The 19602-nt window shown below is 72.2% G+C and carries 21 protein-coding genes and 1 tRNA gene; 4 read left to right on the forward strand and 18 right to left on the reverse strand.

What is annotated here, in order from left to right:
- Position 1: 1 nt before the first annotated feature.
- The 9 genes from OSR43_RS15685 to OSR43_RS15725 form a co-directional block, all read right to left on the reverse strand.
- Positions 2 to 205: an excisionase family DNA-binding protein gene (locus OSR43_RS15685; protein ID WP_302267569.1), complete on the reverse strand. Its 204-nt coding sequence runs from the start codon at positions 203 to 205 to the stop codon at positions 2 to 4.
- Between the two features lie 695 nt (positions 206 to 900).
- Complete coding sequence (locus OSR43_RS15690) at positions 901 to 3231, reverse strand: hypothetical protein (RefSeq protein ID WP_302267570.1); 2331 nt, start codon at positions 3229 to 3231, stop codon at positions 901 to 903.
- 56 nt (positions 3232 to 3287) lie between these two features.
- On the reverse strand, positions 3288 to 3698 hold the full coding sequence (locus OSR43_RS15695) for an AlpA family transcriptional regulator (protein WP_302267571.1): 411 nt from the start codon (positions 3696 to 3698) through the stop codon (positions 3288 to 3290).
- Positions 3699 to 3993: 295 nt separating this feature from the next.
- Positions 3994 to 4067, reverse strand: a tRNA-Met gene (locus OSR43_RS15700).
- A gap of 50 nt (positions 4068 to 4117) precedes the next feature.
- Positions 4118 to 7159 carry a UPF0182 family protein gene (locus OSR43_RS15705; RefSeq protein ID WP_302267573.1) on the reverse strand — a complete coding sequence of 1014 codons (3042 nt, stop codon included), beginning with the start codon at positions 7157 to 7159 and terminating at the stop codon, positions 4118 to 4120.
- On the reverse strand, positions 7156 to 7866 hold the full coding sequence (locus OSR43_RS15710) for a PPA1309 family protein (RefSeq protein WP_302267574.1): 711 nt from the start codon (positions 7864 to 7866) through the stop codon (positions 7156 to 7158). Before OSR43_RS15710 ends, OSR43_RS15705 begins: the two co-directional genes overlap by 4 nt.
- Complete coding sequence (locus OSR43_RS15715) at positions 7863 to 8915, reverse strand: PDZ domain-containing protein (RefSeq protein ID WP_302267575.1); 1053 nt, start codon at positions 8913 to 8915, stop codon at positions 7863 to 7865. The genes OSR43_RS15710 and OSR43_RS15715 overlap by 4 nt, the downstream gene beginning before the upstream one ends.
- An 88-nt stretch (positions 8916 to 9003) precedes the next feature.
- Positions 9004 to 9231, reverse strand: coding sequence for a hypothetical protein (locus tag OSR43_RS15720; protein ID WP_302267576.1), 228 nt, complete (start codon positions 9229 to 9231; stop codon positions 9004 to 9006).
- A 68-nt stretch (positions 9232 to 9299) separates the two neighbouring features.
- Positions 9300 to 9728, reverse strand: coding sequence for a molybdenum cofactor biosynthesis protein MoaE (locus tag OSR43_RS15725; protein WP_302267577.1), 429 nt, complete (start codon positions 9726 to 9728; stop codon positions 9300 to 9302).
- A gap of 42 nt (positions 9729 to 9770) precedes the next feature.
- Between OSR43_RS15725 and OSR43_RS15730 the strand changes: the two genes are divergently transcribed.
- Complete coding sequence (locus OSR43_RS15730) at positions 9771 to 11141, forward strand: zinc-dependent metalloprotease (protein WP_302267578.1); 1371 nt, start codon at positions 9771 to 9773, stop codon at positions 11139 to 11141.
- Positions 11138 to 11752: an NUDIX hydrolase gene (locus tag OSR43_RS15735; protein ID WP_302267579.1), complete on the forward strand. Its 615-nt coding sequence runs from the start codon at positions 11138 to 11140 to the stop codon at positions 11750 to 11752. The genes OSR43_RS15730 and OSR43_RS15735 overlap by 4 nt, the downstream gene beginning before the upstream one ends.
- On the opposite strand, the gene OSR43_RS15740 is transcribed toward OSR43_RS15735, so the two are convergent.
- The 3 genes from OSR43_RS15740 to OSR43_RS15750 all read right to left on the reverse strand — a co-directional run bounded on the left by OSR43_RS15740 (position 11689) and on the right by OSR43_RS15750 (position 14411).
- Positions 11689 to 12219: a M48 family metallopeptidase gene (locus tag OSR43_RS15740; RefSeq protein WP_302267580.1), complete on the reverse strand. Its 531-nt coding sequence runs from the start codon at positions 12217 to 12219 to the stop codon at positions 11689 to 11691. The two genes, OSR43_RS15735 and OSR43_RS15740, sit on opposite strands and share 64 nt — an antisense overlap.
- A gap of 9 nt (positions 12220 to 12228) precedes the next feature.
- On the reverse strand, positions 12229 to 13287 hold the full coding sequence (locus tag OSR43_RS15745) for a PHP domain-containing protein (protein ID WP_302267581.1): 1059 nt from the start codon (positions 13285 to 13287) through the stop codon (positions 12229 to 12231).
- A gap of 329 nt (positions 13288 to 13616) precedes the next feature.
- The gene (locus tag OSR43_RS15750) at positions 13617 to 14411 is read right to left on the reverse strand and encodes an enoyl-CoA hydratase/isomerase family protein (RefSeq protein WP_302267582.1); all 795 of its coding nucleotides are present in this window, start codon (positions 14409 to 14411) and stop codon (positions 13617 to 13619) included.
- A 166-nt stretch (positions 14412 to 14577) separates the two neighbouring features.
- Between OSR43_RS15750 and OSR43_RS15755 the strand changes: the two genes are divergently transcribed.
- Entirely contained in the window at positions 14578 to 14736 is a 159-nt protein-coding gene (locus tag OSR43_RS15755; protein WP_091115022.1) for a DUF5679 domain-containing protein, read from the forward strand.
- A gap of 131 nt (positions 14737 to 14867) precedes the next feature.
- A complete protein-coding gene (locus OSR43_RS15760; protein ID WP_302267584.1) occupies positions 14868 to 15704 on the forward strand; it encodes a TOMM precursor leader peptide-binding protein in 837 nt (278 codons plus the stop codon).
- 27 nt (positions 15705 to 15731) lie between these two features.
- On the opposite strand, the gene OSR43_RS15765 is transcribed toward OSR43_RS15760, so the two are convergent.
- The 6 genes from OSR43_RS15765 to OSR43_RS15790 all read right to left on the reverse strand — a co-directional run bounded on the left by OSR43_RS15765 (position 15732) and on the right by OSR43_RS15790 (position 19585).
- Positions 15732 to 15926 (reverse strand): hypothetical protein, encoded by a 195-nt coding sequence (locus tag OSR43_RS15765; RefSeq protein WP_302267585.1) that lies wholly within the window; start codon positions 15924 to 15926, stop codon positions 15732 to 15734.
- Positions 15927 to 16195: 269 nt separating this feature from the next.
- Positions 16196 to 16408 (reverse strand): hypothetical protein, encoded by a 213-nt coding sequence (locus OSR43_RS15770; RefSeq protein ID WP_302267586.1) that lies wholly within the window; start codon positions 16406 to 16408, stop codon positions 16196 to 16198.
- A 32-nt stretch (positions 16409 to 16440) separates the two neighbouring features.
- On the reverse strand, positions 16441 to 16605 hold the full coding sequence (locus OSR43_RS15775; protein ID WP_302267587.1) for a hypothetical protein: 165 nt from the start codon (positions 16603 to 16605) through the stop codon (positions 16441 to 16443).
- A gap of 74 nt (positions 16606 to 16679) precedes the next feature.
- A complete protein-coding gene (locus OSR43_RS15780; protein WP_302267588.1) occupies positions 16680 to 16997 on the reverse strand; it encodes a WhiB family transcriptional regulator in 318 nt (105 codons plus the stop codon).
- Between the two features lie 108 nt (positions 16998 to 17105).
- Positions 17106 to 17336 (reverse strand): hypothetical protein, encoded by a 231-nt coding sequence (locus tag OSR43_RS15785; RefSeq protein WP_302267590.1) that lies wholly within the window; start codon positions 17334 to 17336, stop codon positions 17106 to 17108.
- 227 nt (positions 17337 to 17563) lie between these two features.
- Positions 17564 to 19585 (reverse strand): ATP-dependent DNA helicase UvrD2, encoded by a 2022-nt coding sequence (locus tag OSR43_RS15790; protein ID WP_302267591.1) that lies wholly within the window; start codon positions 19583 to 19585, stop codon positions 17564 to 17566.
- Positions 19586 to 19602: the final 17 nt, after the last annotated feature.

Genomic DNA, 19602 nt, shown 5'->3' on the forward strand with positions numbered 1-19602 from the left:
CTCAAGAGCCGACCGCCCCCTCATCCTCTTCAGCGGCCTCGTCGTCGCCGCGGACCCAGGAGTCCACCTCGGTGACTTTGAACTTCCACAGGCGTCCAACGCGGTGGGCGGGCATGTCCCTTGTGGCGATCCACGTGTAGATGCTGTCCTTGGTGACGCCGAGGTGCTCGGCGATCACATCGGCAGACACCCACGGTTCGGTCATGCCGGGAGGCTAGCCGAGGCGGTGCCGGTCTTTGCCGGTTTGAGCCGTTCTGACCGATCAAAGCGCAAAAGGAGTCAAAGCCCGAGGCGCCGAGCCATACCGAAGTTCACCAGTCAGGCAGCCGAGCGACTGTCCCGCGTCCACTCCACCGCCAGACCTACCCTCGCGTCGTTTCGCCGGCCTGGCAGGCGTGGCCGGTGGCCGCAAGGGATCTGTAACGACGCTCCAGCTTTCGCACAGGATTCGCACAACGGGCCGCCGATTCTCTGCCAAACGTGCGCCGATCACCGTCGCTGCTAAGTGAGAAACTGCAGGCCAGAGGCACTTTCGGTCTCCCGACGAGAGCGAGTTCAGGTGGTACTACGACACATGGCCGCGCCGACGCATCACTCTCGCGCTCGCCGTCAGTTGTGCCGGCTCCTGAGTGGCGCACAACTGGCACACAGGACACGTTCTCGTGTGCCAGTCAGCGCATCTTGCTCCTTCGACCGATCACTGTCGCACTGCCGGCTTAGTGGTCCCGACATGAAGAAACCGCAGGTCAGAGCGCTTAGAGCTGACTCTGGACGCCCGCAAGGACCTGCCGTGCCAGCACGGTCCGCTGGGCCTGGTTGGTGCACTCGTAGATCTGGGTGATCTCGGCAGGGGCGGACATGTAAGGAGGGTCCGGGAGGTTGTTCGAGCACCGATTGAACTCACGTCGCAGATGCGCTCAGCGCCACAACTAGCAGTTCCGGGTCCTCTGCCGCGAGGTAGCGAAGCAGGCTTGCGCACGTCACGTGTCGGCGGCGATTGAACTCGACGCGTTTGACCTTCCCCTCGTGAGCGAGTGCCGTGAGCCGCGCGTCGGACCAGCCGGTGAGCGCGAGCGCCTCTGGCCAGGAGTACAGGTCAGATCGCCGCACCCTCTCGGGACCTGCGCGAGCCACGAGAGCAAGGCGCACACTGTCCCGGGTGACCATCCGCCTGCCGTCGTGCGCCGGCTCATCGGCGTCCAGGATCCCGTCGCGGACCATCTGCTCGACGGTCGCCAACGTCGCTCCGAGCTCCTCCACCGCGACCGAGAACGGAATGGCCCGCGCGTGGAGGGCTGCCTGCGTTTGGTAGTGCGCGCGCACCCGCTGCGCTGTCTCGGTCGTCAGCACGTACTCCCGGTCGTTGATGCGCCGACGCTCATAGCCCTGGGCCAGCACGAACTGGTACACGGTGTGGTAGGTCGTGCCGAACTCCTCTGCGATGGACCGAATGCTGACGTGCGAGTCCTGCAGGGCCTTGATCGCTCGAACATCCGACAGGCGACTGCGACGTTCGGAGCCTCGCGCGCGCTCGGACCAGACCGTCGAGGGAATGCGGCCGTCCGCCATGCGGCGTCGAGCCTCCTGGACCGCGATCCCGAGGAGCTCGGCCACCTCGCCCGCGCCGACCAGCACGTCGTCACCGTCAGAGGGCAAGAGCAGCCAGCCGCGTTCGGCGAGCTCGGCGTCGATGCGCCGTCCCTCTAGTGCCAGGGCTGGCTGGTTGTTCGTCGTACACGAGACCATCGTCGGGATGTGCAAGCCGGCCGGAAGTGCCTCCGTCACCTCCTTCTGGATGCGTTTCGCGATCTTCTTCATCGGCCGGAGCTTGGGGTCGTCCAGGACGTAGTGGCGCCCGTGGACGTCGGCGCCTGCGGCGTGGCCGCCGAAGCGACGAGCGTGGGTGTCCTTGACCTCGAACCGGTCGAGGTCGGAGAGCACCGATCGACGCATGTCATGCGGGGCGAGGGAGAACGTCGCGTCGACTTCGTCCTGCTCCAGCTCTATCGCGACTTCCGCGGCCGCCGCCGAGAGCGCTGCTCGGAACGCCTGCTGTCCGCCGGCGTTGCGGCGTTTGAGGCCCGGCACGAGTCGGTCCGCGGTGCGGACCGACCCGTCGGTGTTGGTGTGGAACACCGCGATGGTGGTGCGGATCAGGTCCATGAGGGCCGAAGGCACGACAAGGACTCGATAGGAGTTGTGCGTCTTGAGCACCACGGTCTGGTCGGCGATGGTCACGTATCGCTCGCCCGGCTTGCGCGATCGCATCTTGCGCCCGCCCTGCTCCTTGACGAGCAGCACGCCCGGCTCACCCTCACCTCGGTCGATGATGCTGCCGACGCGAACACCGAAGGCCTCTCCGATTCGCAGCCCGAGGAGGCGCATCAGCCACAGCGCGAGCTGGTGGACGACGTGAAGTCGAGCCGCAACGTCAGCGCAGCGTCCGATCGAGACGGGTTCGTGCTTCGGCTTCCTCTCCCGGTCGCTGCGGTGCATGGGGAGGCTCTTGCGGTCCTGCGGCACGTTCACGCCGTAGTCGTCAGCGAAGAGGCAGACTTCATTGAAGATCCACATGGCGTCGCTGGCGACGTTCTGCGAGAGTGCACCGCCGGTTCTTGGACCTGTGCGAAGACCGTCCGGCCCATCGAGGACTTCCTCGCAGTACAGGTCGCCCACCTTGTAGAGGTGAGCGCCGGGGCCCGTGTGCCCGGCGGTGAGGATGCCGGCCTTCACTCGCCGCTTCAGCGTCGAGAGGGAGGCCATACCTGGCAGGGCGGCCGCCTCGAGGATGGTGACAAGCTGCTCAGGGTCGAGGCCCGTCGGTATCGGTACGGTCGGCGCCCTCTCAGCCCCGCGGATCAGGAACTCCTGCAGCTCCTTGACTCGGTCACGGACCATCGTCTCCATCACGAGCCTGCAGTCCTTGTGCTCCATCCAGTCGGCGATCCGCTTGATGTGCCTATCGACCGTGTCCTCCCGGCTGGGGCCGGCGAGCCCCATCTCGACATACCTCTCTTCCTTCCACCGGGAGGCGATGACGCGGAAGGAGGTCCCGCTGGCGACCCGGGCGCCGGTGCGGCCCTGAACCAGCAGGCCGGGCTCCGGCATGGGTAGGGCCTGGTCCGCGTGGAGCGCGCGCTTGCCAGCCTCGAGCCAGGCATCGGCGGCCGCCTCGTTGCGGAACAGCCAGGTCTGGCGCTTCGTCGACCCGCGCCTGGTCGGCAGGCTCACCCGCCACCCGGAGGGTGTCTGCCTCTTCGACCCCGTCAGGGGACGTCCATGCCGGGTCATGCCGCGCCACCTCGGCGCGCGATCACGTTGTTGAGGATCGCGATCATCCCGGCGCGCTCCTGGGAGATGGCCCTTTCGGCCGCGAGGCGTTCCTCCAGGCGGACGATGGTTTCGCGCAGGTGCTGGACCTTGCGTGACTCGCGGGAGGCCTTGACGGCGTTGGCGACGTCCTCGACTCGGCTCGGGTCGAGCAGGCCGGCGGCGACGAGGTCGGAGACGGGGATGCGCCAAGCCTTGCGCCCGGTGGAGTCCTGGACCCGGTTGGGAAAGCGCCCGGCGGTGTTCCATGCCTTGACGGTGTCGAGGTGCTTCCCGAGCAGGTCGGCGACCTCGAGGAGAGTGAGCAGCTGACGTGGGTTGAGAGGGCTGTTGCCTGGCCCGTGCATAGGAGTGGTCATGCGCGGCACCGTTCGGTGGCCGTCGATACGCGCAACCGCCTCGAGCGCGGAGGTTCCACGCTCGTCACCTCAGCCGGGCGGGCTCCCCCGGTTGCCCCCGGTCGCGGAAGGTCCAGACCGGCCGCCGACGCGTGGCGGCGGACGTGCAGACACCAGGTGGGACCAGGGTCACCGGGGGCGCCCGATCGATAAACCCGCCGATAAACCCTCGGCAGGACGGCGTGGCCGACACAAGATGTGGCCCGAAATGACCTTGGCCCCCACAAGATGTGGGGGCCAAGGTGCGAATCTTTCGATTCCTTTGTAGCGGGGGCAGGATTTGAACCTGCGACCTCTGGGTTATGAGCCCAGCGAGCTACCGAGCTGCTCCACCCCGCGTCGGTGAACCCAACGTTACGACACAGGGTGGAGACCCACCAAATCGGGGTCTACTCGGCGGGGTCCGGCGCCTCCGAGCCCGACCCCGAGGGCGCTTCCGAGGCGCCCCCGCCCGCGTCGCCGCCCTCGCCCGCGGTGGCACCGGACTGCCCGGAGAGCGCGAGCGCCCGGGCCACGGCGTCCTCGGCGATCTCGACCTGCTCCTGGTACGTCGCGAGGTCCTGGTCGGCCAGCGCGTCCTGGGCGGCCGCGAAGGCGTCCTCCGCGGTGGCCAGCAGCTGGGCGATCTGCTCCTGCCGGCTGCCGGTCGGGGCGCCGTCACCGTTGCCGTCACCGCCGCCGTTCCCGCCGTCGCCGCCGCCGGTGCCCCCGGTCGAGGGTCCGCCGGCCTCCGCGCCGAGCAGGTTGCCCAGGGACTCGGTCAGCGTGTTGCCGACGCCGACCTCCTCGCCGTACTTGGTCAGCACGTACTGGAGGATCGGGTAGCTGGCGTCGGAGAGCTCGCGCGTGGTGTACACCGGCTGGACGTAGAGCAGGCCGTCGTCGACCGGCAGCGTCAGCAGGTTGCCGTACACGGGCTTCGCGCCACCGGACTGCAGCGGGAGCAGCGCCTGCCGCACGCCCTCGTCGGAGGTGAAGGCGTTGGCGACCAGGCCGGGGCCGTCGGTCTGCTCGTTGGGCAGCTGGAGCACCCGGATCCGGCCGTAGTCGTCGCTGGTGGCGTCGGCGTTCACCGACACGAACGACGCGAGGTTGTTCTTGCCGAACGGCACGAAGGTCGAGGTGAGCGAGAACGTCTCCTCGGCGTCGCCCGGGTTGCGGACGAAGAGCCGGTACGGCGGCTGGAGCTTGGCAGCAGCGCCGGAGTACGGGTCCTCGGGGACCTGCCAGCGGTTGTTGCCCTGGTAGAAGTCCCGCGGGTCGGTGACGTGGTAGCGGGCGAACTGGTAGCGCTGGACCTTGAACAGGTCCTCGGGGTAGCGCAGGTGCTCCTCGAGCTCTTCGGGGATCTCGCTGCGGGGCTCGACGGTCCCGGGGAAGGCGTTGCTCCACGCCTCGAGGATCGGGTCCTCCTCGTCCCACGCGTAGAGGACGACGTCACCGGTGTAGGCGTCGACGGTCGCCTTCACCGCGTTGCGCATGTAGTTGATCTCGTCGGTCGGGATCGCCCGCAGCGCGCTCGGGGAGTCCAGCGAGTCGTCGGTCATCGTGTCCAGCGACTCGCGCTGCGCCTGCGGGTAGCGGTCGGTGGTCGTGTAGCCGTCGAGGATCCACTGGATCCGCCCGTCGATGATCGCCGGGTAGGCGTCGGCGTCGACCGTCAGCCACGGCGCGACCTTCTGGACGCGCTCGCGCGGCTCGCGGTTGTAGAGGATCTTGCTGTTCTCGTTGACCCGGCCGGAGAGCAGGAAGTTCGGCTCGCCGTACTTCACCGCGTACATCAGCTGGTTGAAGAACCCGCCGATGGCGACGTCGCCGTCGCCGTCGTACGTCGTCGAGGTGGTGCCGGCCTCGTCCTCGCCGGTGGGCAGGTTGAGCTCCACGTCGGGGTCGTCGCTCTCGGCCTTGCCGACGATGGAGTACTCCGGGCTCTCCTCGCCGTAGTAGACCCGCGTCTCGAACCCGCCGGTCGCGGCGGTGAGCTCCCGCTCGGTGTCGCCCTCGGCCCACTCGATGCCGGCGTCCTCGGCCTCGGTGCCCTCGGCCTCCTCCTGCGCGGAGTTGTCCTGCGGGCGGGCGTTCGCGTACGCCGCGATGATGCCGTTGCCGTGGGTGTAGACCGTGTGCAGGTTGCCCCAGTTGCGGTCGCCCTCGTTGATGCCGGACTGGTCGAGCTCGCGCACGGCGAGCACGAGGGCGCGCTCCTCCTCGTCGATCGGGTAGCGGTCGACGTCGAGGACGTCGGCGACCGAGTAGTACGCGCGGACCTGCTGCTCCTGCTCGAAGGCGGCCCGCACGAGCTGCGGGTCGACGAGCGGGACCGACGAGGTCTGGTCGTCGAGCGCGGCCAGGCTCGTGGAGAGGTCGGCGCTGGCGGTGTAGTCCTCCATCTCGACGTCGGCCACGTCGTACGCCGAGCGGGTGGCGTCGATGTTGGCCTTGAGGTAGCTCTCCTCCTTGTCGGCCTGGGAGGGGTTGACCTGGAACTGCTGGACGATGCCGGGCCAGATCAGGCCGAGCAGGACCGCCGACAGCGCGAGCAGCGCGAGGCCCATCGACGGCAGCAGCCAGGTGCGGCGCCACACGTTGAGGAAGAACAGCACCGCGCAGATGACCGCGATGCCCATGAGGATGTTCTTGGCCGGCAGCACGGCGTGGTCATCGGTGTAGCTCATGCCGGTGAACAGCTCACCGCTCTGGGTGACCAGGTCGAACCGGTCGAGGTAGTAGTCGACGCCCTTGGCGAGCACGAAGACGCCCAGCAGCACCGAGAGCTGGACCTGCGCCGCGCCCGAGAGCCGGTCCTGGGGGACCTGCAGCCGGATGCCGCCGTACAGGTAGTGCACGACCGCCGCGGCGAGCAGCGCGACGACGACCATCGCCATCGTGAAGTCGACGAGGAAGTGCAGCCAGGGCAGGTCGAAGACGTAGAAGCCGATGTCGCGGCCGAAGTACTCGTCCTCGTCACCGAACGAGGTGCCGTTGCGCCACAGCAGGTAGTTGCGCCACTCCCCCGAGCCGGAGGTGCCCGCGAAGACGCCCATGACCAGCGCGATGCCGGCGAGCAGCCAGGTGCGGACGGGGGTGACCGCCTCGCGGTAGCGGTCCAGGCCGCTCTGCTCGGGCGACGGCATGCGGAAGACCGGCCGGTGGCGGTAGGCCAGCCACATGTTCAGCCCGACGACGATCGCCATGATGGCGCCGAAGACGAGGAAGAGCCCGGCACGCGTCCAGAACAGGGTGGTGAAGACCGACCCGAAGCCCGCGCCGCGGAACCAGAGCCGGTCGGTGTAGAACGACGCGAACGTCGTGAGCCCGAAGAAGGCCAGCACGACGATGACGGCGGTGATGATCAGCGCCCGCGACCGGCGCGGCACCTCCCGTCCGGGGGGCGGGGTGTCCCGCGGATCGTCGTCGAACAGCTCGCTCACGCGTCGTCTCCTGTGTGGTCCATCGAGTTCTCCTGGTCGCTCGGGCCGGGGGTCCCGGCCATCGCGTCGTCGTCCTCCAGCGTCGCGCGCAGCAGCGCGACCAGCCCCGGCACGAGGTCGGCACCGCCGACGACCGAGAGGTCGTCGTCGTGCGCCCTCATCCGCAGCGCGCAGTACGTCGACCCGTCGCGGGTGGCGCCCGCGACGATGCGGACCTCCTGGCGGTCCGGGTGCTCGCGGGCGAAGGCCTCGGCCTCGGCCGGGTCCTCCGGCACCTCGCCGTCGACGCCGGGCGGCAGCACGAGCCGCTCGACGACCGCCGCGCACCCGGCCACGCCGTGCGGCCACAGGATCGTCTCCAGCACCTGCTCCAGCGGTACGTCGGGCGGCAGCTGGTCCTGCTCGACGGCGGTCAGCGAGCCTCGCTCGGAGGACGCGTCCAGGCCCATCTGCGCGGCGAGCGCGGGCTCCTGGCGCACGAGCGTCCCGGTGTCGACCAGCGCGTAGAGGCGCGAGGGCTGGTCCCAGCCGTCGCCGGCCAGGTGCTGCTCGATCTCGAGGACGGCCGCCGCGAGCGCCGGGTCGGTGTCGAGGTTGTCGAGCAGCCCGTCGCCCTCGGCGTCGGTGGCCGGGGCGGGCAGGTCGTCGGCGGGCAGTCCTGCGGTGGTCCGGCCCTCGGTGGGCTCGTCGGGGGTGGGGTCGGTCACTTCACGTCCTCGCAGCTCGGGAGCTTCGCATCCGGGTCCTCGACCCAGTCCTGGATCGCCTCGACGGCGTCGTGCATGGTCTCGGCGCGGACGAGGCGCATGTCCTCGTTGGGGGCACCGAGGGCGTCCGCGCAGTTGTCGGGCGGCACGAGGAACAGCTGGGCGCCGGCGTCACGGGCGCCGACCACCTTCTGCTGGATGCCGCCGATGGGCCCCACGTTCCCCTCGGGGTCGATCGTGCCGGTGCCGGCGACGACCTCGCCGCCGGTCAGCGAGCCCTCGGTCAGGGTGTCGTAGATCGCCAGGCTGAACATCAGCCCGGCGCTGGGGCCGCCGATGTTCGGGTCGATGTTGACCGAGACGTCGAAGGGGAACGTGAAGCCGGTGCCGAGCCGGACGCCGACCTGCGGGGAGCCGTCGACCTCCTCCGGCACGACCTCCACGGTGCGCTCCTCCCCCTTGCGCAGCACGCGGAAGGTCACCGGCTCGCCGGGCTCGGTCGCCTGCACGACGTCCACGAGGTCCTGCGGCTCCTCGATCGGGGTCCCGTTCGCGGAGAGGAACACGTCCCGCGCCTGCAGCCGGCCGTCGGCGGGGGTGTCTTCGGTGACGTAGAGGACCTCGACCGCCGGCTCCACGTCGTAGCCCAGCTCGGTCAGCGCGACGGCGGTGGCGGCGTCCTGGGAGGTGACCATGTCGACCGCGCCCTCGGTCTCGTTCTCCTCGTCGGTCGTCCCCTCCTCGTAGACCGCGTCGTAGGGGTAGACCGCGTCCTCGTCGCTGAGCCAGCCCTTCATGACCTCCAGCAGCGACACGTCGGCGTCGGGCCGGGAGACGAAGACCGTGGTCATCCGCAGCTGCCCGTCGCCGTCGCGGTAGGTCTGCTCCCCGTCGACCTCGACGATCTCGCCGCCGTCGCTCTCACCGAGGACGTCGACGGTCAGTCCGGGCTCGTAGGTGACGTACGGCAGCGGTTGGGTACCGGCGGCGACGAGGAGCGCCACCACCAGCGGCACCGCCAGGAGGGCGGCGATCGTGCGCTGCGTCATGCCGCCACCTTCTCAAACGCCTGCAACCGCCGCCGCGCTGCCCGGCGGCAGCGTGAGCGCGGAGCAGGCGGCGTGGGCGGGCGCGAGGTCAGGAGGCGCGGCGCGAGGGCCGCACGGCGACGCCGGTGCTGCGGTCGGGCTCACGCGGCGGGGCGGCGTACGTCGCGCGGTGGCCGCGCTCCATGGCCGCACCCATCCGGCGGACGGCGACCTCTCGGTCGACCTCGCCGCGCCCCTCGCGGCCGAGCCACGAGACCCACACCATCGCCACGGCCGCGACGACGGCGGGCGGCACGAGCCAGAGCAGGATCTCCACGTCGCCCACGGTAGGCAGCCGGGCGCCCCGCGTCGGGGAGCCACGCCCACGGCGTGCCCGGGAGAGGCTCAGGGAGCGCCGACCCACTCCTCGGTGCCGTCGCCGAAGCGCTGGTGCTTCCAGATCGGCACCTCGGCCTTGAGGGTGTCGATGAGCGCGCGGGAGGCCTCGAAGGCGGTGCCGCGGTGGGAGGAGGCGGTCGCGACGACGACCGCGGCGTCGCCGATGGCCAACGTCCCCACCCGGTGGACCGCGGCGACGCCGTGCACGTCGTGGTCCGCGGCCACCTGCTCGCAGACGGCGGTGAGCCGGTCGAGCGCGGTCGGGTGGGCGGAGTAGTCCAGCCCGGTGACGCCCTTGCCGCCGTCGTGGTCGCGCACGCGTCCGACGAAGAGGACCAGCCCCCCGGCGGCGTCGTCGTCGAGGGAGCGGAGGACCTCGTCGACGTTGAGGGGCGTCTCGCGCAGGCCGACGAGGCGGACGGCCGGATGGGTCATGGGGCCGACCCTAGCCCTGGACCCGCCGCGTACCGTTGACCCATGACCAACAACCCGTCGGACGGTCCCGACGACGGCCGGGACGACGGCCCGGACCGCGGCCAGAACCCCTTCCAGGGCACGCCCTTCGAGGCGTTCTTCTCCGGTGGCGCCGGCGGCTTCCCGGGTGGCCTGCCGGGTGGCTTCCCCGGCGGCCTGCCGGGCGGGATGCCCGACCTGAACCAGCTGTTCGGCCAGATCCAGGCGATGATGCAGCCCTACGACGGCCCGCTGAACTGGGACCTCGCGCTCGACACCGCCCGCAAGGCCGTCGCGCAGCCCGACCCCTCGCCGACGCAGCGGCAGAAGGACGCCGTCGCCGACGCACTCCGGCTCGCCGACCACTGGCTCGACGAGACCACCACCTTCCCCTCCGGCGTCACCTCGACCGCGGCCTGGAGCCGCGCCGAGTGGGTCGTCGGCACCGCCGAGGTCTGGAAGGTGCTCGTCGAGCCCGTCGCGCTCCAGTCCACCCAGGGCATCGCCGACGCGCTTCCGCCCGAGGCCAAGGCCCAGGCGGGGCCGATCCTCGGCATCCTCGGCAAGGCCGTGGGCGCGATGCTCGCCAGCCAGGTCGGCTCCGGGCTCGGCGCCCTCGCCGGGGAGGTGCTGAGCGGCTCCGACGTCGGGGTGCCGCTCACCCGACCGGGACAGGCTGCTCTGCTGCCGGCCAACGTGGCGGCGTTCGCCGAGGGCCTCGACGTCACCGAGGACGACGTCCTGCTCTACCTCGCGCTGCGCGAGGCCGCCCATCAGCGGCTCTTCGCCCACGTGCCGTGGCTGCGCGAGCACGTCATCGCGGCGGTCACCGACTACGCCAAGGGCGTCGAGATCAACGCCGAGGCCATCCAGTCGCGCATCGAGGAGCAGATGCGCGGGATGGACCCGACGAACCCCGAATCGATGCAGCAGCTGCTCGAGGGCGGGCTGTTCGACCTGCCGCGGTCCCCGCGCCAGGAGGCCGCGCTGCAGCGACTCGAGACCGTGCTCGCGCTCGTGGAGGGCTGGGTCGACGAGGTCGTCGGGCAGGCCACCACCGAGCGGATGCCGGCCGCGGCCAAGATGCAGGAGGCGGTACGCCGCCGCCGGGCCGCCGGCGGTCCGGCCGAGCAGACCTTCGCCACCCTGGTCGGGCTCGAGCTGCGGCCGCGCCGCCTGCGCGACGCCTCCACCCTGTGGGGGTCGCTGCGCAGCCGCCAGGGCATCGAGGGCCGCGACGGGGTCTGGATGCACCCCGACCTGCTGCCCTCGGCCGCCGACCTCGACGACCCGCTGGGCTTCCGCGAGGACGCCGCGGCCCCGGAGTCGCTGAGCGAGGAGGACTTCGACGCCGAGCTCCGCAAGCTGCTCGACCCCGGGTCCTCCGCGGAGTGAGCCTGCACGCCGACGCGCTCGCGCTGCTCGACGGCTGGTCGGCACCGGGGGCGGAGCAGGAGGCGCTGCGCGAGCGGTACGTCGCGCACCTGCGCGCCCGCCCCGACGGGCTGGAGCGCTCGTGCCGGCCCGACCACGTCACGGCCAGCACGCTCGTCCTCGACGGCGCCGGCGAGCGGGTGCTGCTGACCCTCCACGCGAAGGCACGTCAGTGGTTCCAGCTCGGTGGGCACTGCGAAGCAGGTGACACCACGTTGGCCGGCGCCGCGCTGCGCGAGGCCACCGAGGAGTCGGGCATCGCGGGGCTCGTCGTCGACCCGCAGCCGGTGCACCTCTCCGAGCACGCCGTGCCGTTCTGCGGCGGGCCGCTGCCGGACGGCCGGCCGGTCCACCACCTCGACGTGCGGTTCCTGGCCCTCGCGCCCGCGGGCGCGGCGCACGCCGTGAGCGAGGAGTCGGTCGACGTGGCCTGGTGGCCGGTCGACGCGCTGCCGAACCCCGACCTGGCCGAGCTGGTCGCCCTGGGCCTCGCCCGCGTCCGCCCGGGTCAGTCGACGACCTCGCCCGGCGGTGGGTCGAGCCGGGCGGCGGCCGACCAGCCGAGCAGGTAGCCCTTCGCCCGCTCGGACTGGGGGTAGCGGTCGACCCAGGCCCAGAACCGGGCGTCGTGGCCCGGCTCGATCAGGTGGGCCAGCTCATGGACGACCACGTAGTCCAGCACCCACGACGGCATGCCCTGCAGCCGCGTCGAGACCCGGATGGTCCGGTCCAGCGGCGTGCACGACCCCCAGCGCGAGGTCTGGTTGTCGACCCAGCGGACCGACTCCGGAGCGGCGATCCCCCCGAGGTAGCGGTCGCTGAGCTGGCGCGCCCGGGCCAGCAGGTCCTCGTCGGTGGGCCGGCGGCGCTGCTCGGAGCGCTCCAGCCGGGCGACCATCTTCTCGACCCAGTCCGCCTCCTCGGTGCGGCTGAGGGTGGCGGGCACGAGGACGACGATCCGCTCGCCGTCGCGGTACGCCGAGACGGTGCGGCGCCGCCGCTTGGAGCGACGCACCTCCACGTCCGGCCGGGCACCCATGGCGGGAACCTACTTCGTCGCCCACCCCAGCAGGCGCTCCTTGGGCCACGTGTTGACGATCCGCTCCGGCTCGATCCCGGCGGCGGCGGCCCGCTCCGCGCCGTACCAGAGGAAGTCGAGCTGGCCCGGGGCGTGGGCGTCGCTGTCGATGGAGAAGACGCAGCCGACGTCGCGGGCCAGCTCCAGCAGCTCGGTCGGCGGGTCGCGCCGCTCCGGGCGGGAGTTGATCTCGACCGCCACGTCGTGCTCCGCGCAGGACTCGAAGACCGCCCGGGCGTCGAACTCCGAGGGCGGTCGCGTGCCCCGGCCGCCCGTGACCAGCCGACCGGTGCAGTGCCCCAGCACGTTGACGTGGCGGTTGCGCGTCGCCGCGACCATCCGCCGGGTCATGGCGTCGCGGTCCATCCGCAGCTTGGAGTGGACGCTCGCGACCCGGACGTCGAGCCGGTCGAGCATCTCCTCGGTCTGGTCCAGTCCCCCGTCGTCGAGGATGTCGACCTCGATGCCCTTGAGCAGCGTGAAGGACCCGCCGAGGTGCTCGTTGACGGCCTCGACCACGCCGAGCTGCCGGGTCAGCCGCTCCGCGCTGAGCCCGCGTGCCACCTTCAGCCGCGGCGAGTGGTCGGTCAGCACGAGGTACTCGTGGCCGAGCTCCATCGCGGTCACCGCCATCTCCTCGATCGGCGAGCCGCCGTCGGACCAGTCGGAGTGGGAGTGGCAGTCCCCGCGGAGCGCGGCGTGCAGGTCGTGACCCTCGTCGGTCAGCGGACCGGCGTGCTCGGCCTCGAGCTCGGCCAGCCGGCGCGGAGTCGTGCCGGCCACGGCCTCCGCGATCACCCGCCCCGAGGACTTGCCGACCCCCGGCACGTCGGTCAGCGTGCCGTCCTCGACCATCCGGGCCACCTCGGCGTCCGGCAACGGCAGGATCGCGGCGGCGGCCCCGCGGTAGGCCTTGACCTTGTAGGTGTCCTCCCGCGCCCGCTCCAGCAGGAACGCGATCCGCCGCAGCGCGGCGACCGGCCCCGCGGCGTACGCGCTCCCGATCCCGTCGCCCGCTCCGTCGCCCACAGCCCACCTCTCGGAAGTCATTTCCGTCCACAGCCGGTGGACGGACATCGGTGCTGGTCAGACAGGTGCCCACTGCCGGGCCCGGGCGTGTCCTCCACAGGGCTGTCCCGGTGCGCACCGCGTGTCCTCCACGGGTACGACGCCTGCTCCACAGGTCTGTCCACAGGCTTGCCCACAGGCTGGGGGTCGCCGCCGTTGACCGCGTCCCCGCCCGAACCTAGCGTGGAGGCAGACGAGGCCCCCGGGTCCGGCGCACGACATCCGCAAGGGGAAGGCGGGTGTCACGCGGCGGCCGGGGGCCTCGCCACGTCACCCGCCGTCACTCGCCGTCACTCGCCGGTGAAGACCGGCGACCGCTTCTCACGGCTGGCGCGGATCCCCTCCTGCAGGTCGGCCGTCGCCAGCGTGATCGGCTGGGCCATGGCCTCCCACTGGATGCAGGCCTCGAAGTCGCGGTGCCCGCCGTCGAGGAGCGCCAGCTTGGTCAGCCTGCTGGCGATGGGGGCGGTGGCGGCGATGCCGTGCGCGGTCCCGAGCACCTCCTCGAGGAAGCCCTCGGGCTCGATGACGCGGGAGACCATGCCCATGCCCAGCGCCTCCTCGGCGCCGACGACGCGGCCGGTGAGCAGCAGGTCGCGGGCGTGCGCCTCGCCGACCACGTTGGGCAGCAGGTAGGTGCCGGCCATGCCGGCGTGCATCCCGAGCTTCACGAACGGCGCCCCGAGCTTCGCGCCACGCGCGGCGTACCGGATGTCGCAGGCCAGGGCCAGGCACAGCCCGGCCCCGATCGCGGCGCCGTTGACCGCGGCGATCGTGGGGACCTCGAGCCTCCGGATGGACAGCCAGGCCCGGTAGAACGCCATCATCCGCGTGCGCAGGTAGTCCACCGACGCGTCCGGCTCGCTGGCGATCCAGCCGGTGTTGCCGCCCGAGCAGAACGCCGTCCCCTCGCCGGTCACCACGACCGCGCGGACCGACCGGTCGGCCGCGAGCTCGTCGATCGCGGCCACCCAGGAGGCGGTCATCTCGTCGGACATGGCGTTGCGCATGCCGGGGTTGTCCAGGGTCAGGACGGCCACGCCGTCGTCGGTGCGGTCCAGGCGCAGGTGGGTGAGGTCAGCCATGGGCGGCAGGCTACCGACGGCCGGCGTAGGCGCCGCGGAGCGCCTGCGGGCCGGGAACGGCCGCCTGTCGTAGGGTCGAGCCGCCCGGCGGCGACCGCCACCGGGCTCCGGCGGGCCCCCTGCATCCCGTCGCGACGTCCGGAGCGAAGATCAGAAGGAGGCCGTCATGGCGGAGACCTGGAGCGGCGAGTTCTACTGCGTCAAGTGCAAGGAGAAGCGCGAGGCGGAGGGCGAGGTCAAGGTCAACGACAAGGGCACCCGCATGGCCAAGGCCGTGTGCCCCGTCTGCAGCACGAACCTCAACCGCATCCTCGGCAAGGCCTGAGCCGGCCCGACCGACTGCCCACGACTGCCCGGCGGCGTCCCCTCGACGGGGACGCCGCCGGAGTCGTCTCCCGCCCGCGGCCTGTGGATGAGCGGCTGCACGCCGGCGGCCCCCGTGTGACGCTGCTGGACATGAGCCGCACGCTGCGTCCCGGAGTGCTGGTGGTGCGCCGCGACGACGGGCACCTGCAGGTCGGGGTCGACCCGCCCCGCCGGGTGGTGCTGCGCGAGGCCCCGGACGTACGTCGCGTGCTCGCCTCGCTCGTGCGCGGCGAGCCACCAGCCCCCGGCGGGGCCACCGCCCGCGTGGTCGCGGCGCTGACCGCCGCCGACCTGCTGGTCGACCTGCCCGCGCCGCGGCCGCGGGGCTCCTCCCCCGCGACCGGGGCCGCCTGGGCGCGGCACGGCGACGACGCCGCCCGCCGCCTCGCGGCCCGGGCCGCCGCGACCGTGTCGCTCGACGCTCCGCGGGACGTCGCCGACCACCTCGCCCCGCTCCTCGCCGGGTCCGGCCTGCGAGTCACCGTCGCGGGGCAGGGCGACGTCCACCTCGCCGTCAGCCACGGCACGCTCGCCCGCGACCGGCTGGACCCCTGCCTGCGCGCGGGCGTCCCGCACCTCCCGGTCGCCGGCCACGAGGGGGCGTACGTCGTGGGGCCGTTCGTGCTGCCCGGGGTGACCGGGTGCCTGCGGTGCGACGACGCCCGTCGCGCCGAGACCGACCCCCGCCGAGCGGTGGTGCTCGAGCAGGTCGCGCGAGCGGCCGCGCCGGCCGGGGACCCGGTGCTGCTGGCGCTGGCGCTCGCCTGGGCGGTCCGCGACCTGCTGGCGTGGCTCGAGGGCGACCGGCCGTCGACCTGGGGCGCGGCGTACTCGCTCGGCGCGGGGAACCCCGTGCGCACGCCCGTCCCCCGGCACCCGCACTGCGGGTGCTCCTGGGCGGACCTCGTGCCCGCGCGCGCCGGCTAGTCCGGCCGGGACGTCAGCGGCTGGCGGTCACCAGAACTCGCTGTCGAGCTTGCCCTCCATCGCGCGCAGGTGCTCGCGCGAGCAGCGGTCGCAGAACGTCACCGCCCGGCCGCGCTCCACCGCGGTCGTCCAGGCGAGAGTCCGGGCGGGGTCGGACTCCTGCCGACCGCACCAGGCGCAGGTCCGCGCCTGCTGCTCCTCGGACCGGTCACGCTGCTCCATCCGGCGAGGGTAGCCGGGCCGGCGGGAGGAGCGGGCGGCCGGAAGATTCAGCGGCCAGCCGATGAACCTGTCGGTTGGCCGCTGAAGCTTCATCGGCCAACCAGGAGCTCCAGCGGCCAGCCGATGAAGCTCCCGGTGGGCCGCTGGAACGCACGCCACCCCGGGGATGGGCCCGCCGGCGCGAGCGGGACGTGAAGGAGCCCGACACCACTGCTGTGGTGCCGGGCTCCTCCTGCATCACCCGCGATCAGGGTGAGCTCGGGTCCGCCTCAGAGTGCACGGGCCAGGGCGAGACGCGCCTGCTGCGCGGCCCGCTCGGCCTTGCGGCTCAGGCGGAGGGCACGGGCCAGCTCGTGGCCGCGGCGGGACTGTTGCGCCTCTCCCAGGCGCGCGGCCATTTGTGCGCGGGCCAGTTCTTCGTGCATCAGATTCATGTCGGTGCTTCCGTTCGGGGTGTGGGTGGTGGGGCTCGAGGTCTTCATGGGTCCGTGTCCGGTCCTTCGTGTGGGCGGCGTCAGAGCGCTCGGGCGAGGGCGGTCCGGGCCTGCTGCGCGGCCGTCTCGGCCTTGCGGTGCATCCGGATGGAGCGGGCCAGCTGGTGGGACCGGCGGGCCTGCTTCGCCTCGGCCAGGCGCGCGCTCGTGTGCGCGCGGGCGAGATCGACGGTGAGGGTGTTCATCGCGACGTCCTTGTCGTGAGTGATGGAGATGGTCGGTCGTGCTGGTGCTGCTGTGCTGGTCGGGCGCGCGCCGGTCAGGCGGCGTCGTTCTTGCGGGGACGGCCACGGGGCCGCTTGCGGGGGATCACCACTCCCTGGAGGAAGAGCTGTCCGCCCCAGACACCCCAGGGCTCCCGGCGGTCGAGGGCCCCGTCCAGGCACAGGGCCTGGACCGGGCACTCCTGGCAGAGGGCCTTGGCGTGCTCCACGTCGGACGGGGACTCGGCGAACCACAGCTCGGGGTTGTTCGCCCGGCAGGGCAGCAGCTCGTCGTCGACCTGGGCCGCCTGGTCGTGCAGGGAGCCGAGGGTGGACTCCGGTGCCGGACTGCGGTCGAGAACGCTGATGGTCATGTTTCACCTCCTCGGTTTCCTTGATCGCGGGTGTGCGGGAAATCAGAAAGGCCGCGGATCCCGGGGTGTCGGGTTCCGCGGCCTGGAGGCTGCCGGTGCTGAGTGGTCTCAGCAGATCGGTGGTCTCCAGGCGGTGGTACCCGGGAAGTAGGCCGTGGTGCGGGTCGTGCGCTTGTCGGCGGCGGCGGCGCGGATCGCGGTGTCGGCCTGCCGATCACGCACGACGACCTCGGTGGCGCCGAGGACGACACCGGTGGCGCGGAACGAGGCGTGGCCGCACATGGGCAGGGCGAAGCCGGACGGGATCTGAGCCGTCGAGATCGTCAGGTTCGTGAACATGCGGGACACCTCCTCGGTGCGTGCGGGCGCCGGTCGTGTCAGGACCGTGGTGCGCGTTGACTGGTGACAGGAAGTTAGCGCCCCCGCTCGGTAAGGGGCAAACCATTTACTGGTCATTTCGCCGATTTCTTTTTCAAGGGCCTGCGGGCGGGCCCGCCGAGCGCCCGGACCGGCCGCCCGCGGTCCTCCGTCGCGACCGGCCCCGACCCGTGCTGACCTGCGAGAACTCAGCCGACGAGGCCGAGGACGTCCTCGCCGTACTTCTCGACCTTGGAGCGGCCTATACCAGCGATGCGCAGCATCGCCTCGGGCGTGCGCGGCTTGTGCTCGGCGATCAGCTGCAGGGTGGCGTCGGTGAAGACGACGAACGCAGGCACCGACTCGGTGTCGGCGCGCTCCTTGCGCCAGGTGCGCAGCCGCTCGAACAGCTCCTCGTCGTACGACGCGGGGCAGTCGTGGCAGCGGCCGCGCTTCTTCTCGACGGCGCTGGTCAGCGGCTTGCCGCACTCCCGGCACCCGGCGACCTTGCGACGCCGCGGCTGGTCCTGCGCCCGGGTCTCCTCGGGCAGCAGCGGGTCGAGGAACCGCGAGGGACGGCGCGACGCCCGGCCACCGGGGTTCCGGGCGGCCGCCCACGACAGCGCGAGGTCGAGCCGCGCGCGGGTCATGCCGACGTAGAGGAGGCGACGCTCCTCCTCCACCGCCGCGGGGGTGTCGGCGTAGGTGATCGGGAGCGTGCCGTCCTGGAGGCCGCAGAGGAACACCGAGTCCCACTCCAGGCCCTTGGCGGCGTGGAACGTCGCGAGCGTGACCCCGTCGGCGACGGGCGCGTGCTGCTCGGAGGCGCGGCGGTCGAGGTCGGCGACGAACGCCTCGAGGTCTCCCCCACCGCCCTCGAACTCGGTCGCCTGGTCGACCAGCGCCTGCCAGGACTCCCACCGGTCCCGGGTCTGGCCGCGGGCGCTGGGCGCCTCGGACGTCCAGCCCATGCCGGCCAGCGTGGCGGTCACGGTGTCGACGACGCCGACGCCCTCGCCGGACCGGGCGGCGCCACGGATACGGGTGACCGCCTCGCGGACCTCGGGCCGGTCGAAGAACCGCGCCGCGCCGCGGACGACGTACGGGATCCGGCGCGCCGACAGCGCCTCCTCGAAGGCCTCGGACTGGGCGTTGATGCGGAACAGGATCGCCACCTCGCCGAGCGGCCGGCCGGCGTCGCGGAGCTTGAGGATCCGGGCGGCGACGTCCTCGGCCTCGGCGACCTCGTCGGGCCGGGCGGAGTAGGTCACCGGAGGGCCGGACGGACGCTGGGCGCGCAGGTCGACGCCCTGGCTGGTGGTCCCGGCGAGCAGGGTGTTGGCGGCGTCGACGACCTGCGGGGTCGAGCGGTAGTTGCGGACCAGCTCCACCGAGGTGGTGCCGGCGTAGCGCTTCGGGAAGTCGCGCAGGTAGTCGGCGTTGGCGCCGGCGAAGGAGTAGATCGTCTGCGCCGGGTCGCCGACGACGCAGAGCTCGTCGCGCCCACCCAGCCACAGGTCGAGCAGGGCCGACTGGAGCGGGGAGACGTCCTGGAACTCGTCGACGACGAACCACTTGTACTGCCGGCGCACCTGCGCCGCGACGCGCTCGTCCTCGGCGAGCATGCCGGCGGTGAGCAGCAGCACGTCCTCCATGTCCATCCGGCCGGACTCGCGCTTGGCGTCCTCGTAGCTGCCGAACAGCCGCCCGACGGTGTCGTGGTCGAGGTTGGTCACGCTGCGGCCGCGGGCCGCCGCGACCCGGGCGTAGTCGTCGGGGTGGACGTTGCTGACCTTCGCCCACTCGACCTCGGAGGCCAGGTCGCGCAGGAGTGCCTGGTCGGCCGAGATCCGCTGCCGGCGGGCGGCGCTGGCCAGCAGGCCGATCTTCGACTCGATCAGCTGGGGCAGCTCGGTGCCGTGGACGTGCGGCCAGAAGTAGCGCAGCTGGCGCAGCGCGGCGGAGTGGAACGTGCGCGCCTGCACGCCGCCGGCGCCCAGCGTGCGCAGCCGGCCGCGCATCTCGCCGGCCGCGCGGGTGGTGAAGGTGACCGCGAGGACCTCGGTCGGGGCGTAGGTGCCGGTCGCCACGCCGTACGCGATGCGGTGGGTGATCGCCCGGGTCTTGCCCGTGCCCGCACCGGCCAGCACCCGCACCGGCCCGCGGAGCGCCTCGGCGACCCGGCGCTGCTCCGGGTCGAGGGCGGTGAGCAGGTCGTCGGGGCGGGACATGCGGGGAACAACTCCTG

The sequence above is a fragment of the Nocardioides sp. Arc9.136 genome (assembly GCF_030506255.1).
Classification (GTDB): domain Bacteria; phylum Actinomycetota; class Actinomycetes; order Propionibacteriales; family Nocardioidaceae; genus Nocardioides.